Genomic DNA, 16048 nt, shown 5'->3' on the forward strand with positions numbered 1-16048 from the left:
CAGCAGGCATTTAATCTAAATGGCAGTTACACAGAATCTGGGATGGGCTCGAGTTGGATAGCATTTTAGCAAAGTAGTTTTACAAAAAAGCTATGAAATCTCTCTCACACATTAAAGTCAGATACTTTTTTAAAACCATGTAATGCCATATTTTCCAAAACCCTCTTTCAACCTTACACCTACGTCAGCTTATAGTAACCAGTTGCGTCTATAGCTTTTCTTTATTATTTAGATTGGTTACTCTAAACCAATCTCATCATATTGATCCTTAATTTTATTTTTGGCCTTGCCATTACCATTACTTATATTTATAGGATATTTTCATGCGCTTGACTCATTTGTCCACTTTATCTTTATTGACGGCAGCCATTGGTTTAAGTCTGGCCAGCACCGCTCAAGCTGCCAAGCCAGACGCACCAAACTTATCTAATGCTCAATTTCAACAGTGTCTCGATGGTTTAAAAAACTCCAGTAAATTTCGCGGTGTCGATAGCTTTACTTTTAACAACTATCGACCGACACAGCCTGATCCTAGTGTGATTCAATCATTAAACTATCAACCCGAGTTTCAAAAAGATGTGTGGGATTATCTGTCATCACTCGTTGATACGGAACGAGTAGAAGACGGTATCCGTGCCAAACGTCAGTGGGCAGATACCTTGCGTCAAATTGAATCACGCTATGGCGTCAAACCTGAGCACGTATTAGGCGTTTGGGGCGTGGAATCTAACTTTGGTAAGACATTGGGCAAAAAACCTTTATTTGAATCATTAGCGACACTCTCTTGCTTTGACCGTCGTCAAAGCTACTTCCAAGGTGAGTATGCCAATGCCCTAAAAATTGTGCAAAATGGTGATATTGCACCAAGTGATATGACAGGCTCATGGGCAGGTGCCTTTGGGCAGACGCAGTTTATGCCGAGCACTTTTTTAGAGTTGGCTGTCGACTTCGATGGTGATGGTCGTCGTGACTTGGTCAATAGTGTCCCTGATGCACTCGCCTCTACGGCGAACTTCTTGGATAAACGTGGCTACCGCTCAGGTGAGCCATGGGGTTATGAAGTCAAGCTACCTAGCGGGTTTTGGGCAGCGTCCAACCGTAAAGATAAAAAGTCTATCAGCCACTGGCGCAATCAAGGCTTAACCCTTGCTAATGGTAGCTCATTACCTTCTAACTTAAGCAGTGCAGGATTATTATTACCAGCTGGTAAAGACGGTCCCGCGTTTTTAGTCGGTAAAAACTTTGATACTTTTTATTCCTACAATGCATCAGAAAGCTATGCACTAGCTATTGCTCATTTATCGGATCTGATTACTAAAGAAAATAGCAGTAAAACCGACTTTATCACGGCTTGGCCGACAGATGATCCTGGTATTGGTCGCCAAGAATCCAGAGATATTCAGCAAGCACTATTGAATGCTGGCTACGATATCGGTGAGGTTGATGGCATCATAGGTGATAATACCCGCACTGCGATCATGCAATATCAATCTAGTCGCGGCATATTCCCTGCTGATGGACGCGCAGGACAGAAATTTCACCGCTTAATCGTTGGGAACTCTGCTCCTAGTAGCTCTAATTCTGGTAACCAATATGGCAATCCATATGGACAACCAGTAAACACTCGTCCTTTAAATCCAGCGCCTGCAGACCGCATGGGTCAGCTGATTCAACAACAAAGCAGCGCACCGAACAGCTATTCATCTCAACCATCAACGCGACCAACAGTCGTTACGCCATCGACATCAAGCAACACGCGCTATCGCCGTGTGACTGGGGCTGATGGTGGTGTGAAGCTCGTGCGTGTTGATGAAGGCTCATAATTAGATAATATCTTTAAATTATTACTAAAAATAAAAAGCCACGCTAAATAGCGTGGCTTTTTTTATCATTTCAGCTCTAAAATTATTTAAGACTTAGCACAGTTTATATAGTAGCCATACTTATACCGCTACCTTTAGACATTAAATGATAGGTGGTGGATTGGGTTGACCATTTTCACCATCCCAGTTTTCACGGGCTTTATCATCTAAGTCAGCAGGGGTTTTTGGCTCCCATTTGCCATTTTCTTTCCATGTCTTATCGCCCCAATCCGCATCTTCTTCTTTTCTATCTAAATCCTTATAGGCTTGGGTAGGATCAATGCCGCGGCGCTTCATATCTGCTACTTGTTCTTCTAGCGTATGAAACTGGTTTGCCGCGTGCATGGTTTCTTCTAAGCTATTTAATTCATTCTTTAGTGCATCATTTTTAGCATTACTCATTGTCTACTCTCCCTAATTATTCAGTATTATTATGTGCTTATCCTATTTATTATCACCGGTCTTAAATATATTCACAACCGTTGCGACGTATACTTTGTATTACAAAACGTAGCCATAGCCCAAAAGTTATCAGCATAGAACAAAACCATAAATATGCATATCATCATAATCGTAAACATAGACATAAACATAAACATAAAATTTATGAGCAAAACAATTGACGATATAAGCTAGGTCAAGGGTAAATGTCTTGGGTTCTCTGTCGTTGGCTTCTTGTCTACCAACAAGCCTTTTGCATAAAAGGTTAACTTCCAAAGCTCTTGTGTTACCCGAGTGCCATAAGTCGTTAATTGTATCCAATTGGCAGCAACCAATTGACGCTGTAATTGGTTTAAGTCATCTTGAGAAATTTGACAGCGTGATACAGCATGGACGTTTGGCATCTCTCTCTTGATATCCGGCTCAGCTCTGGTTGCGACTAAACGATTGATAGCGCTTTGTAAACCATAGCTTGAAAAAGTAGCCGGTATCTTTATTAGAGCGATTAACACCTCTTGCCACGTCAATAACATTGATCTCGTCACGTCCGTTAAGTTGCCACCCTCATAAGCTTGGGCTTTATATTGAATCTCGAAGGTTTCTGTTAATACGATTGGTTTGCTGACACTATCAGCCATCAGATGATTAGGGACGACAGAATCAGCTTGCTTAGTAACTTTGCTAGCAGATAAGATATTAGCCGCTTCTTCAGAAACAGCTGGTTTATTAGATTTCATCAATGCTTCGTCACCAACTCTTACCCAGCCATCACTTACTTCATGATTGGCAACCATCTTATAGTAAGCCTGAACCAGTAATGATTCGATGTCATTTTCTGTTTCATAATAATAAATTTTATCGGCTTTCTTGATAACGGTACTGGTAAACTCATTCAATTGCCGACTAATAATGGCATCGCTATGATGCTTCTTAACCAATATCAGTAAAGGCTTGAGCTTAGCTTTGGCATTTAAATAACTCAAATGCATTTGACTCACACCGGTATTTTGCGCAGTACCATAGCTATCACCAATAATCATCAACGCATAATCACAAGCATCAATACATTGGCGACCATATAGCGACGCTTTTGGTAATTTACTAGAAACGTCATAGGTTAAAAAGGCACGCGCTTGAAAAAACACCGCAACACTATCCAAGACCAACAACTGGTCGTTGTCAGCGCATATGACGTGAATATGATAGCGACGGTTTGGCACACTCACCTCTAAGCTTAGTTAGGTAGTCACATAAATTGATATAGAATAAGACACAATTTAAATATTCTGCTTAGCAAATACTAGCCTAGCATAATCTTGCTGAAATGCGTTCAGTTTATTTCTAATACCACTAACGTAATACGGGATTATAACAGCTGTATTCATATTAATCATGTCGACAGTCCACACTAAGATTGAGAGGGAGTTAATATTTAGAGGAAACATAATATTGTAAATGTGTTTCCTCGCCAAGTAAGCGCCGTATCAATAAAGCCAGTTTTTGATCACACTTAGTCGCATAAAAGGTCAACGGCAGCTGAGTATTTATCATCGTTGTACCATTACTCTCTAGAGCATTCTCGTTCAAACTGTCTGTAGGCAACGCTGATAGCTGGTTTGCCAGCAGTAATTGCTTGACGCGCTCAGCGATCGCCTGCCCTGAATCGACAACGTCCATCGACAGCTGATGCTCTGCAATTTCTTGCAATAAAAAAGACTTAAAAAACGGATAATGAGTACAACCTAGCACCAACTGATCTACCCCATCTTCAGCAAATACTTGTAATTGCTGGCGTAGACGCTGAGCAGTTTCACTATCCTCTGGCATACCCAACTCTACCCAAGGTACCAATTGCGGATCGAAATACTTGGTGACGATGGTAGCGTTAGGACTGGCAATACTAGTGATAACGTCATTAAGTAACGCACCGTTTAAAGTCGCTTTGGTTGCCAGTACTGCGACATGACCACTTTTACTCGCCAATACCGCAGGCTTTAGTGCTGGTACCAAACCCACAATAGGCAGCTGCGGATAATAGTCTCTTGCGGTTTCTAGCGCATAAGCAGAGGCGCTATTACAAGCAATAACGATGAGCTTACAACCTTGTTGATACAGCCATTCTACCGCTGCCAGTGTCAACGCTTTGATATCTTCACTATCACGATTGCCATATGGCACATGTAAGGTATCAGCATAATAAACGTAGCGCTCATTCGGCAACTGCTGGGCTAAATGCAGATAAACAGACAGACCGCCAATCCCAGAATCAAATAAACCAATTGGAGCATTACGGTCTTTATTAACCGTCTTTTTCGTCACGTCGCTATTGATTACCGTTTTTTCAACAGTATCACCATCAGAGACTATTGAACGTATATCGATCATACTAGCCACTGTATTTGCGGCAATTTTCATTTTTATTTTACCGCCGTTTTCATATAAATATTGTCCTACTCATACTACTGATAAAGGTGTCACTTATTGAAAGGCTAGAAACTTAAACGCTAGAAACGTGAATATTAGAAACTTGAATAAATGGCATTAATGAACAAAGCCTTATTTTCATCCAGCTGGCATCGATAACTGATAAGATTTACCCCCACTTTGCAGGGTTAGTATCGTCTCACCATCGCGCTCTGTCAATTCGCCAATATCGGTCAAATGATAAAATGCATTACGACCAATAAGCGCCGTTAAACCATTTCGAACTGTCATATAAGGACGTATTTGCGCCTCGGTTTCTGAGCGCTTGTTTTCTTCATGATTGTTTTCTTCATGGCTATTAGCATTATTAGTTTCACTATTACCGTCAGCTATATAATTATTTAAGCTGATAGGATGCTCATCATCTAAACGTACTACATCACCAGTGGTCGTCGTAAATTCCAACCAACTGGTATCATTTTCATTAACGATACCAACATCATTGATGAGTAGCGGTGCATCTTCGACTTGAATACGAAGTTTTTGTGCGGGGGTCTTCAAAAAATACTCAACGGTGCCATTATTCTCTTCTTTCCATAAAATAGTGGCAAACAAATTGACTAATGACTCTCGGGTCATATGCCCCCCTTCATGCCACCATTCACCATTGGCCTTGATAATCAAATCCATATCAGCAACTTGTTCAGGGTGCCATTTTTCTAGTGGTGGTATGGCGCGTCCTTCGCGTGTTCCTGCTGCAGACTTAAAATATTGGCTAAGAGCATCCACATTATTTAGCTCAGACAGCATGTCGCTTGGGGCTTCAGTACCATATTTACTAGCCGCATTGACGCTTTTATTATTGTCATTCATCGCAGAATCCTTTACGTAGTAATCAAAGTTTGGCAAATCTGTTATTACTATAAATTTTAGTTTCGGGTATGATGAAACAACATCGTCATTACGCCCTCACTACATCCACATTACCTTAACACTGATGGCTATAAATGCGTATCGTGTTTGTGGGACTTTTCTTTTATAATAAGTAATGATTTCTTATTTAAAATGGTCTAGTGGGTATCGTGTTAATGACACATTTTACGTTATGTATTGAGATTTTTTAAGAAAATCCTTTCACAATAACGTCGTCAACTGATGTCGCAAAGACCATTTTTATCGGGCAGCCATATGTCTGAGTAAAGTTAGCGCTGCAAACCTTATTATTCACTTGTTAAGCTAATGATGCCCTGAGATAAGCCACTAAAAGTTTAGGAGTAGGTATGCAAGAGCAAGACAATCAAATGCCAGTCATTGATGGTGACACTGTGACTACTGATACACCAGTAGCGACAGAGATGGCAAATCTAGAGACAGCAGAGCCAGTAGCTGTGATAGCAGAAGTGCCAGCTGAAGAGCTTGCCGTGAAAGAACCGGCTGCTGAGACAGTAGCGATAGAAAAAAAACCTGAGCCCGTAGTAGAGCCTGTGGTGGCGGAACCCGAGGTTGAACGCGAATCGATGGAGTTTGATGTCATCATCGTGGGTGGTGGACCTGCCGGTCTCTCTGCTGCCATCCGTCTACGCCAGCTTGCTATCGCAGCAGGCAACGACGAATTCATGGTCGCTGTGGTCGAAAAAGGCTCGGAGTTTGGTGCTCATATCTTATCCGGTGCCGTTATGGAACCGCGAGCCTTAGACGAGCTGATACCTGATTGGAAAGCCAAAGGCGCACCGCTCAATGTCCCAGTGATTGAAGATCGCGTGTACATGTTAAGATCAGCGACTAAATCAACCAAGCTTATGGACTCCATTATTCCAGCCAGCTTGCACAACGAAGGCAATTATATTGCATCATTGGGTAATGTCGTTCGCTGGTTAGCGGTTCAAGCCGAAGAGCTAGAAGTCATGATGTTCCCAGGCTTCCCTGCCGCCGACATCTTATATAACGATGATGGCTCAGTGAAAGGGGTATTGACTGGCGATATGGGTGTAGCGGCAAGTGGCGATGCCAAGCCAAGCTTTGAGCCCGGCTATGAGCTACTAGCCAAATATACTATCTTTGCCGAAGGCTCTCGTGGTCACTTAGGCAAGCGCCTAATCAGCCGCTTTAACCTTGATAAAGATTGCGATCCCCAACATTACGCTATCGGCATTAAAGAGCTGTGGGACATTAAGCCCGAAAAGCACGAGCAAGGCGTCGTCATGCATGGCTCAGGTTGGCCATTAAGCGATACCGGATCTTCTGGTGGCTGGTGGCTGTACTTCGATGAAAACAACCAAGTTAGCTTTGGCGTTGTTATTGATCTTTCTTACTCTAACCCTTACATGTCACCGTTTGATGAATTACAGCGTTTAAAATTACATCCGGTTATTCGCAACATTTTAGAAGGTGGCAAACGTCTTTCTTATGGGGCGCGCTCACTCACTAAAGGTGGCCTTAACTCTTTACCAAAATTCACCTTCCCAGGTGGTGTGTTGGTAGGTGACGACGCTGGGTTCTTAAACTCTGCCAAAATCAAAGGCACGCATACTTCAATAAAGTCAGGCATGTTAGCAGCCGAAGCGATCTTTGAAGCACTACAAGCCGACCGCCAACATGACGAAGTAGTGACCTTCACTACTATGTATAAAGAATCTTGGTTATATCAAGATAATTATGAAGCGCGTAACTTTGCCCCAGCTATGCATCGCATGGGTCAATGGATGGGTGGCGCTTTCAACTTTATCGAACAAAACTTGATGGGCGGCAAAATGCCGTTGACCATTCATGATAACTTATATGATTATGACCAGTTAGAGCGCGCAGAGCACGCCTATCAGCCAGAATATCCTAAGCCTGACGGTAAGCTGACGTTTGATAAGTTATCGTCGGTATTTATTTCAAATACCAACCATGCTGAAGATCAACCAACGCATTTAAAAATGACCGATTCTACCGTTCCTATTTCAATTAACCTACCATTATATGCTGAGCCAGCACGTTTATTCTGTCCAGCTGGTGTTTATGAAGTGGTGAAAGATGCTGAAGGAGCCAAGTTTGTCATCAATGCGCAGAACTGTGTGCATTGTAAAACTTGTGACATCAAAGATCCTTCGCAAAACATCACTTGGGTAACGCCAGAAGGCGGCGGTGGTCCTAATTATCCAAACATGTAAAACATGATTTAGATAGTTATTTTTTAAGAAAACGCTTCTTTTAAGAAAAAGCTCCAAAAAAAACCGCCCTTAGCAATAAGGGCGGTTTTTATTTATATAAAATTTATAACAGCTTATTTTAATTTATTTTTTAATCAGGCTGTTAATCGCTCCATGCATCACGATTGGCTTCGTCTTTAAGCTTCACAAAATCATCGGGATTGAATTTAATTTGCTCACCCGTTTTGCCCTCTTTGATTTGACGCTCATAGTCACGTAATATTCTCAGTGCTACCGGTGACAAGATGAGAATAGCCGTCAAGTTGACCAATGCCATTAGACCCATTGATAAGTCAGCAAAGTTCCAGATAGTAGGAAGACTTGCGATGGCACCGATGAATACCATGCCAAGCACCATAAAGCGGAATATCATGATCATCACTTTGGCGTTTTTGGCACCAGAGATAAATTCAAGATTTGACTCGCCATAACTATAATTGGCAATGATAGAAGTAAACGAAAAGAAGAAAATAGCAATCGCAACGAAGATAACGCCCATATCACCCACATACTGCGACAATGCTAACTGCGTCAACTGAATACCTTCTTGTTCAACACTAGGGTCAACCACACCAGAGAGAATAATAATGGCGGCGGTCGCTGTACAGATAACCAATGTATCCATAAACACACCCAGCATCTGCATAAATCCTTGCACCGCTGGATGATCAGGATAGCTTTTTGCTGTTGCTGCGGCATTAGGCGCTGATCCCATACCTGCTTCGTTCGAGAATAGACCACGCTTAATACCATTAATCATCGCTTGCGCGATACCATAACCAATCACACCGCCCGCCGCTTGCTCAAAGCCAAATGCTGATTTTACAATCAATACAATCGCTGCTGGGAATTCACTAAAATTGGTAACAATAATATATAGCGCCAATAAAATATAGAGAATCGCCATCACTGGTACGACTTTACCTGCGATACGCGCAACCGAACGTAAGCCACCGAACACTACTGGTGCCACCAGCGCTACCAATACTAAGCCTGTCATCCATGTTGGAATACCAAACGCTTCATTGGTCGCCTGTGCAATGGTGTTTGACTGCACACCGTTGAATGCCAAGCCAAAAGCAACCAGCAAACAAAGCGAGAAAAATATCGCAAGCCAGCGCTTACCCAAGCCTTTTTCAATATAATAAGCCGGTCCACCGCGATACACATTATCGGTATGCGGCACTTTATATGCCTGAGCTAAAGTGGATTCAATGAAACTGGTCGACATGCCGACGATTGCCGTCATCCACATCCAAAATACGGCCCCAGGACCACCAAGATAAATAGCAATTGCAACCCCCGCTAAGTTACCAGTACCAACACGCGCCGCAAGCGAGGTCATCAATGCCTCAAATGAGCTGATGCCACCATCTTTACGCCCTTGGTTGGAAGTACGCAATAACGCCCACATATGCCCAAAGTGACGAAACTGGATAAAACGCGTCGCAACGGTAAAATAAAGACCCGCGCCAATCAAGACGAACATCAGTAGTCCATACCATGGATTGCTGGCGATCAGCCAATCATTATTGCCCCAAATTATACTAACACCATAACTAACGATGCTATCAAACCAACCTATTAGCCCCTCGCCCATAGTACCTTCCCCTCACTTACATTTTATGCTTTTAGCATATTTTATAGATTGATATGATTAACGATTTATTTGCATTTTCAACATTTCAATGACGCTTATTAAGATCACTGACTATCTATAACCATTTAATATCTGCTCAATATAGTGGCAAAGTAAATCACCAATATCGTGGTGCAACATTTTAACTGACTACCATGATATTTGATGCTATTTAACTGTTTCAAACCTGCATTTTTATCAATACATATTTCTAAACTTTTGAAAGGTTTTGCATTAAATAATAAAAAATTATTTTTATGAGTAATTATTTATAAAAAACTTTTAAGACTGGATTTTATATATTAATTTCAGATTTTATTTATATAAACGCTATTTAAATATAAACAACCTGTGTCATCACACTTGTTAATCAGTTTATTAATAATATTTCTGAAATAAATGCTCTTTAATACTAATAAATCTTAATAGGTCTATAAAATTAAATCCTTAGTATAAATAAGGTCTTGGCATGTTATCCTAGTAACATTGGTTGCTTTAACAACTTTTACTAACATAAGTCAGCCATAGTTTCTACGAAGCAAATATTTAGTTACATAAAGTAAATTAAATTTATTTATTGTTAATTAGGTCAATATTGTATATATTCCTAATAAGTTCACAAATATCCCTTGCAATACTGATAGGCATGAATAAAAATTTTAAGTACTAAAAAAACTTCATCAGGAAGATGAAGATAATAATAAGACAGAGGATTGTCAGCCAACACCGACCCTCCTCCATGAATATCCATATTCACCTACTATAAATTTAATCAAGCCATAACCAATACACCTTGTTAGATATTTCGGTTGTAGGCGATTAATACCATTAATTTACAGTGCAATTTTTAGTAATACTAAGCAAATCAACATCAATTTTTGTATCAATTTTACTGGTAAAAATTTGCTTATGTGTTTGATAACTTTGGGTTACTTATACTGACAAGTCAGGCTCAAATTAGTAACCTTATTTTTATGTTAGGCAAAAGGAGTTGTCCTATGGAGAACCACAACGATTCATCAGGTTATTGGCGCGCCAATCTCCGTCTCATTAAAGTTAGCCTCGTCATTTGGGCTTTAGTCTCTTATGGTTTTGGCATCTTGCTACGTCCATTATTGTCAGGTATTAGGATAGGTGGTACTGATATAAGCTTTTGGTTTGCACAACAAGGTGCCCTTATAGTATTTATCGCCTTAATCTTCTTCTATGCATGGCGCATGAATAAACTCGATAAACAATATGGTGTAGACGAGGAATAGTCCTATGAGTCAATTTACGATTAATATTATTTTTGTAGGTCTATCCTTCGCTTTATACTTCGGTATCGCTTGGTGGGCACGTGCAGGTTCGACTAGTGAGTTCTATGTTGCTGGCGGCGGTGTGCATCCAGTAATGAACGGTATGGCAACGGCTGCTGACTGGATGAGTGCTGCGTCATTTATCTCAATGGCAGGTATTATTGCAACCGGTGGTTATGCTGCATCAACTTATTTGATGGGCTGGACAGGTGGTTATGTACTACTGGCCATGCTCCTAGCACCTTACCTACGTAAATTTGGTAAGTTCACGGTTCCTGATTTCATTGGTGACCGTTTTTATTCTAAGACTGCTGCTATGATTGCAGTTGTCTGTTTGATTATTGCTTCAACCACTTATGTTATCGGTCAGATGACGGGTGCTGGTGTGGCATTCTCACGCTTCTTAGAAGTTGATAACACCACTGGTCTGATTATTGCGGCTGTTGTTGTATTCTTCTACGCAGTACTTGGCGGTATGAAAGGGATTACCTACACGCAGGTTGCGCAGTATGTGGTTCTAATGATCGCTTATACAATTCCTGCAGTCTTTATCTCACTTGAGTTGACGGGCAACCCGATTCCAGGTCTTGGTTTGTTCTCAAACCATGTTGAAGCGGGTATTCCTATCCTAACCAAGCTTGATCAAATCGTCGTCGACTTAGGCTTTACCGCTTATACCGCTGATGTACCGAACAAGCTAAACATGGTTCTATTTACTTTATCACTCATGATTGGTACTGCGGGTTTACCGCACGTTATCATTCGCTTTTTCACCGTTCCTAAAGTCGCTGACGCACGCTGGACAGCTGGTTGGACATTGGTATTTATCTCGCTACTATACTTCACCGCACCTGCGGTAGGTGCTATGGCGCGTCTAAACCTAATCGATACCATTTATCCACAAGGTGTTGATGCACCTGCTATCGAATATGATCAACGTCCAGACTGGATGAGAACATGGGAAGATACCGGTCTTATTAAGTACAACGATCTAAACAACGATGGTCGTATCCAGTTATATGCTGATAGTGGACTTGGTGCAGCAGAGCTTGCATTAGCTACAGCAACCAAAGACGGCGGCGATGTTGCAGCAGCAACGACTACCGTTGAAGAAGCAAAAGCAGAACATGCTTTAGAACGTGATGGTATCTTTGTTGATAGAGGCTGGGCCGGTAACGAGCTTGATGTCAATGCTGATATCTTAGTCTTGGCTAACCCAGAAATTGCACAGCTACCAGGTTGGGTCATTGGTCTTATTGCCGCAGGTGGTTTGGCAGCAGCGCTATCAACAGCAGCTGGCCTACTACTCGCTATTTCATCAGCGATCAGTCATGATTTAATCAAACGTAACCTCAATCCTAATATTACTGATGCAGGCGAGCTAAAAGTGGCGCGTATCACTATGGGTATTGCGATTGTTATTGCTACATGGTTAGGTATTAACCCACCAGGATTTGCTGCACAGGTCGTTGCATTAGCCTTTGGTATTGCGGGTGCCTCACTGTTCCCTGCATTGATGATGGGTATTTTCTCTAAGCGTATTAACAACCTTGGCGCTATCGCTGGTATGTTAACGGGTCTGATTAGTATCTTAGTTTATATCTTTGTCTTCAAAGGTTGGTTCTTCATTACTGGTACTGCCAACTTCCCTGATACTGAAGAATACTGGTTGTTTGGTATCTCGCCACTATCATTTGGCGCGGTTGGTGCATTGCTTAACTTTATCGTAGCATTTGCTGTGTCTTATGCGACTGCTCCACCACCGTTACATATCCAAGAGCTCGTTGAAAGCGTACGTTCTCCACGTGGAGCTGGCGGCGCAATCGACCACTAAGCTAGCAAGTGAAGTATCTGCTCTTTTACGATAATATATCACTCACAGGCAGCAGCTGCTTGTGAGTGATTTTTTTATCCCAATCTGGTAATAGAATATTTTTTAAATGCTATTTATCCAATCATGATAGTTTTATTCATCCCTCTTCAAAGTAAAAATGATGAGAAAGGTGAGCATAACTGCCATAATAAATGCGCTTAAAAAAACTTGAACATGTAATTTTATTTTAATATTGGTATGAAATGCGCTGATGGCGTTAAGGAAAAGTCATATGCTTTTTGAGTTTATCGCTACCATAGCTGCCGGATTTGGCTTAGCTGGAATAGCCCTTGTCATAACTCACCTCAGTAAACTCGCCGGTAAGAAGGCACCAAGATGGCTTATTCCATTATTTGGGGCGATCGGTATCTTTGGCTTTCAAATAAGCCAAGAATACAGCTGGTTTGATCAACAGGTTGCACAACTCCCTGAAGGTGTTCATGTCGTCAAAAAAGTTGAAGAAGGTACTTGGTTTCGCCCGTGGTCATACGTTAAACCACAAACATTGCGCTTTATAGCGGCTGATAGCGGACACGCTCGTGCTAATGCGGATAACCCAGATGTTTATTTGGTCAATTTATATTTGTTTGAGAGACGTAGAAGTGTGCAGCAAGTACCGCAAGTGATTGATTGTGCCGCCCCTGCTCGTGCCGATTATGTGCTACAAGAAAAAGGCAGTAAGCTAACTATTGATGAGCACGTGAAACAAACGACTGCTTGGCGTCCATTAGAGAAAAATGATCCCCTATTTATCAATGTCTGCTTAAGCAAAAAATAAGTGAATAGTAAAGTTAATACTAATTTAACGAGGCGTTTTTCTTATTCTTTAATATTAAAGATATTGTTCTAATAGTAGAAATTAATAACGCTTGGTTATGCTTGTATAAGCATGCTTCGAGTTTGCACCTAACAATAAGCCGGCGCATAGACCACCGAAGTGCGCCGCAAACGAGATACCTTGCTGCGGCATCAAGCCTTGCTTAATGGTGAGCCAATACCCTGCTCCCATCACGATACAAGCTAACAAATAGCCCCAACGTCTTGCGAACACTGCCCCACCTATCATATAGCCGAGCATCGCAAAACATAGCCCTGACGCACCGATATGAATAGATAATGGCGAGGCTATCAACCAAGTCATCATCCCTGAGGCGACAATAAGCTTAAGAATCGTGCGATAAGCATTATTCTCAAATAAGCCAAACAAAAATAAAATCTGTAGTAATACCAAGGTATTGCCTAGCAAATGGGCAAAGTTACCATGCATTGTCCATGAAGCTAAAACGCCGATCATGCTGCCCACGTCCAATGTACGTGGCACAATACCAAAAACATTCCATATGCCGAAAAATACGGTGTCATTGAGAAAAAACATAATCCACATTGGCAATAAGACAAAAGCATATAAACCAATAACCTGTTTGAGACGGGTAATCACGAGCGTCATCACTTGCTGCCACTGCATCTGTTGTTGTATCCTCTTGATCTGATTAAAAGTATATTAGTGACTTGCAGTCAACATCGTGTTTTGTACTGGTATAAAAGATAACGATGACGCATCCTTATCAGCCGTTAGAACACTATTGGCGTGTAATAGCGAGGTTGAATGATAAGGCACCAATGCCGTCGGTACAAAGCCACGAGCCGCATCGATATGTTTTACCGAATCATCAAAGAAAATATGCGGCGCAAATGTTTTGAGTACCGAAGTTTTCTCAAGCCCTCCTAAAAAAAATGCCATATCAAGATCTACGCCCCAATCACGCAATGTTTTGATAGCTCGCAGATCAGCTGGCGCATTACGTGCTGTTACTAATGCTATCTTCATAGGACAAGAGTCCAAGCTTGCAGGCAGACGCTCTTGCATTTTGGACAGCTTAATCAACAGTTCTGCATACGGACCTTTTTCTATCGGTAAATCGCGCATTTGGGCTTCGCGGTCATGAAAAGCCTGCAACCCTTTTTGCTTATAAAGCAGCTCGCCTGAATCATCAAATAACACCGCATCACCGTCAAAAGCAATGCGTAATTGCTTGGTATCAAGCTCGTAGGTATTGACTGGCGTTGCATCTAATATCGCACAGGCACAAATATCAGCATCGGCGACCTGCTGCGCGTCCTCACGATTGGTCGTCAAAAACAAATCTACATTAAAATCTTTAATATAAGGCGCAACAGCACTGCCTGATATAAAGGCTGAACGTGAAATAGTTAGATCATGCTCACGTATGGCATTGAGCACTTGAATACCGGTATCAGGGCTGCTTTTTGAAACAATGACTACCTCGACTAACGGCGTTTCAATACCTGATGCTGAATCAGAGCAATGCTCACAATAGTTATTTAAATGAAGAAGCGCTTTGATAAGTGGATAGCCTGCGCCAATACTCAGGGGATCATCTTCGCGCTCTGCCATATAATCGCGAAACTCTTTGATCGCCTCGGTAGGTCGCTGCTGCAATAAACCTAACAGATGGTTTTCTGATTCCGATAAATCAAATAAAGCGGTCGCAGAAATTGCGACTATCAAAGTATTACTAAAATCGATTGCCATAATTATTCTACTTAACTATTTTTATGTGAAGATATTATTTATATGAACATGTTATTTATATGGAAATAATACAGAAACAAGGTCTGTAAATAAGGTTTATCGAGTTTACTACATCTCTAAAAATTTATAATTAGGATAAAAGTTATGATAATGTCGTTATACTGTCAAAACCTTATACCTATAGACTTAACCACATAAAAAAATCATATTATCACTACGACAATGTGGCAGAAAAAGTAAAAACTTTAAAGCCTGCCTTACTAATCATGATAAACGTTCTGCGCTCATTATCGATGACATATTTAAAAGCTAACCATGATGCAAAAAAAAGACTGCAAATGCAGTCTTTTTTTATAATCTATATCTTTAAAAACTAATCTGGATTTAGATCATAAACCTAGATATCAATCTGCTAGCCTAAATCAGAACCATCACTCACAACAAAACTAACAATCATAATGACGTGGTATTTATCAATCTTGCCATCAGTGATACCGACTTTTTGTTCTTTTACCCACGCCCCTTGGACGTTATTGATTGTCTTAGCAACTTGAGCAACCCCTTTTTGAATCGCATCTTCGAAACTAGTCTTAGAGGTACTACTCACTTCAATATTTTTTGCAATAGTCATGATATTTTTCTCATCCATGTGATTTTAAAATATACTACTTTTTAAGACAGCGTCATGTTGACTGTACTTATTAAACAAACTGCCTTATTACTATTTTAATAGTATTTCTATAGGCTAGTAACACGCATCTGT

13 protein-coding genes are annotated in these 16048 nt (G+C 41.1%); 5 read left to right on the forward strand and 8 right to left on the reverse strand.

Annotated elements, in window-relative coordinates:
- The first annotated feature begins 323 nt into the window (after window positions 1-323).
- Window positions 324-1823: a lytic murein transglycosylase gene (locus CAN34_RS13290; RefSeq protein ID WP_089556049.1), complete on the forward strand. Its 1500-nt coding sequence runs from the start codon at window positions 324-326 to the stop codon at window positions 1821-1823.
- Window positions 1824-1964: 141 nt separating this feature from the next.
- On the opposite strand, the gene CAN34_RS13295 is transcribed toward CAN34_RS13290, so the two are convergent.
- The 4 genes from CAN34_RS13295 to CAN34_RS13310 all read right to left on the reverse strand — a co-directional run bounded on the left by CAN34_RS13295 (window position 1965) and on the right by CAN34_RS13310 (window position 5600).
- Window positions 1965-2264: a hypothetical protein gene (locus CAN34_RS13295; protein WP_089556050.1), complete on the reverse strand. Its 300-nt coding sequence runs from the start codon at window positions 2262-2264 to the stop codon at window positions 1965-1967.
- Between the two features lie 230 nt (window positions 2265-2494).
- Complete coding sequence (locus CAN34_RS13300) at window positions 2495-3529, reverse strand: DUF4062 domain-containing protein (protein WP_089556051.1); 1035 nt, start codon at window positions 3527-3529, stop codon at window positions 2495-2497.
- Between the two features lie 199 nt (window positions 3530-3728).
- Window positions 3729-4718, reverse strand: a complete 990-nt coding sequence (gene murI, locus CAN34_RS13305) for a glutamate racemase (RefSeq protein ID WP_089556052.1) — start codon at window positions 4716-4718, stop codon at window positions 3729-3731.
- A 147-nt stretch (window positions 4719-4865) separates the two neighbouring features.
- Complete coding sequence (locus CAN34_RS13310) at window positions 4866-5600, reverse strand: DUF1285 domain-containing protein (protein WP_089556053.1); 735 nt, start codon at window positions 5598-5600, stop codon at window positions 4866-4868.
- 644 nt (window positions 5601-6244) lie between these two features.
- Here CAN34_RS13310 and CAN34_RS13315 point away from each other — a divergent pair.
- On the forward strand, window positions 6245-7882 hold the full coding sequence (locus tag CAN34_RS13315; RefSeq protein ID WP_174668372.1) for an electron transfer flavoprotein-ubiquinone oxidoreductase: 1638 nt from the start codon (window positions 6245-6247) through the stop codon (window positions 7880-7882).
- A gap of 142 nt (window positions 7883-8024) precedes the next feature.
- On the opposite strand, the gene CAN34_RS13320 is transcribed toward CAN34_RS13315, so the two are convergent.
- Window positions 8025-9521, reverse strand: coding sequence for a sodium:alanine symporter family protein (locus CAN34_RS13320; protein ID WP_089556054.1), 1497 nt, complete (start codon window positions 9519-9521; stop codon window positions 8025-8027).
- Window positions 9522-10558: 1037 nt separating this feature from the next.
- On the opposite strand from CAN34_RS13320, the gene CAN34_RS13325 reads away from it, so the two are divergent.
- The 3 genes from CAN34_RS13325 to CAN34_RS13335 all read left to right on the forward strand — a co-directional run bounded on the left by CAN34_RS13325 (window position 10559) and on the right by CAN34_RS13335 (window position 13509).
- On the forward strand, window positions 10559-10819 hold the full coding sequence (locus CAN34_RS13325) for a DUF4212 domain-containing protein (protein ID WP_011514563.1): 261 nt from the start codon (window positions 10559-10561) through the stop codon (window positions 10817-10819).
- A 4-nt stretch (window positions 10820-10823) separates the two neighbouring features.
- Window positions 10824-12692, forward strand: a complete 1869-nt coding sequence (locus CAN34_RS13330) for a sodium:solute symporter family protein (protein ID WP_089556055.1) — start codon at window positions 10824-10826, stop codon at window positions 12690-12692.
- Window positions 12693-12963: 271 nt separating this feature from the next.
- Window positions 12964-13509 (forward strand): hypothetical protein, encoded by a 546-nt coding sequence (locus tag CAN34_RS13335; protein WP_079692753.1) that lies wholly within the window; start codon window positions 12964-12966, stop codon window positions 13507-13509.
- An 81-nt stretch (window positions 13510-13590) separates the two neighbouring features.
- Here the strand turns inward: CAN34_RS13335 and CAN34_RS13340 are convergent, their stop codons facing one another.
- The 3 genes from CAN34_RS13340 to CAN34_RS13350 all read right to left on the reverse strand — a co-directional run bounded on the left by CAN34_RS13340 (window position 13591) and on the right by CAN34_RS13350 (window position 15916).
- Window positions 13591-14196, reverse strand: a complete 606-nt coding sequence (locus CAN34_RS13340) for a rhomboid family intramembrane serine protease (protein WP_089556056.1) — start codon at window positions 14194-14196, stop codon at window positions 13591-13593.
- A gap of 36 nt (window positions 14197-14232) precedes the next feature.
- A complete protein-coding gene (locus CAN34_RS13345) occupies window positions 14233-15285 on the reverse strand; it encodes a 5'-nucleotidase (RefSeq protein WP_089556057.1) in 1053 nt (350 codons plus the stop codon).
- A gap of 412 nt (window positions 15286-15697) precedes the next feature.
- The gene (locus CAN34_RS13350; RefSeq protein ID WP_089556059.1) at window positions 15698-15916 is read right to left on the reverse strand and encodes a dodecin family protein; all 219 of its coding nucleotides are present in this window, start codon (window positions 15914-15916) and stop codon (window positions 15698-15700) included.
- Between the last annotated feature and the right edge of the window lie 132 nt (window positions 15917-16048).

The organism is Psychrobacter sp. DAB_AL32B, assembly GCF_002224105.1.
Taxonomy (GTDB): Bacteria; Pseudomonadota; Gammaproteobacteria; order Pseudomonadales; family Moraxellaceae; genus Psychrobacter.

What these genes read in the sequence shown, in the direction of transcription:
- CAN34_RS13310 (WP_089556053.1), bottom strand. Translation starts at nt 5,600, where the DNA reads ATGAATGACAATAATAAAAGCGTCAATGCGGCTAGTAAATATGGTACT.
- CAN34_RS13345 (WP_089556057.1), bottom strand. Translation starts at nt 15,285, where the DNA reads ATGGCAATCGATTTTAGTAATACTTTGATAGTCGCAATTTCTGCGACC.
- CAN34_RS13330 (WP_089556055.1), top strand. Translation starts at nt 10,824, where the DNA reads ATGAGTCAATTTACGATTAATATTATTTTTGTAGGTCTATCCTTCGCT.
- CAN34_RS13295 (WP_089556050.1), bottom strand. Translation starts at nt 2,264, where the DNA reads ATGAGTAATGCTAAAAATGATGCACTAAAGAATGAATTAAATAGCTTA.
- CAN34_RS13315 (WP_174668372.1), top strand. Translation starts at nt 6,245, where the DNA reads ATGGAGTTTGATGTCATCATCGTGGGTGGTGGACCTGCCGGTCTCTCT.
- CAN34_RS13290 (WP_089556049.1), top strand. Translation starts at nt 324, where the DNA reads ATGCGCTTGACTCATTTGTCCACTTTATCTTTATTGACGGCAGCCATT.
- CAN34_RS13325 (WP_011514563.1), top strand. Translation starts at nt 10,559, where the DNA reads ATGGAGAACCACAACGATTCATCAGGTTATTGGCGCGCCAATCTCCGT.
- CAN34_RS13335 (WP_079692753.1), top strand. Translation starts at nt 12,964, where the DNA reads ATGCTTTTTGAGTTTATCGCTACCATAGCTGCCGGATTTGGCTTAGCT.
- CAN34_RS13350 (WP_089556059.1), bottom strand. Translation starts at nt 15,916, where the DNA reads ATGACTATTGCAAAAAATATTGAAGTGAGTAGTACCTCTAAGACTAGT.
- CAN34_RS13340 (WP_089556056.1), bottom strand. Translation starts at nt 14,196, where the DNA reads ATGCAGTGGCAGCAAGTGATGACGCTCGTGATTACCCGTCTCAAACAG.
- CAN34_RS13320 (WP_089556054.1), bottom strand. Translation starts at nt 9,521, where the DNA reads ATGGGCGAGGGGCTAATAGGTTGGTTTGATAGCATCGTTAGTTATGGT.
- murI (WP_089556052.1), bottom strand. Translation starts at nt 4,718, where the DNA reads ATGAAAATTGCCGCAAATACAGTGGCTAGTATGATCGATATACGTTCA.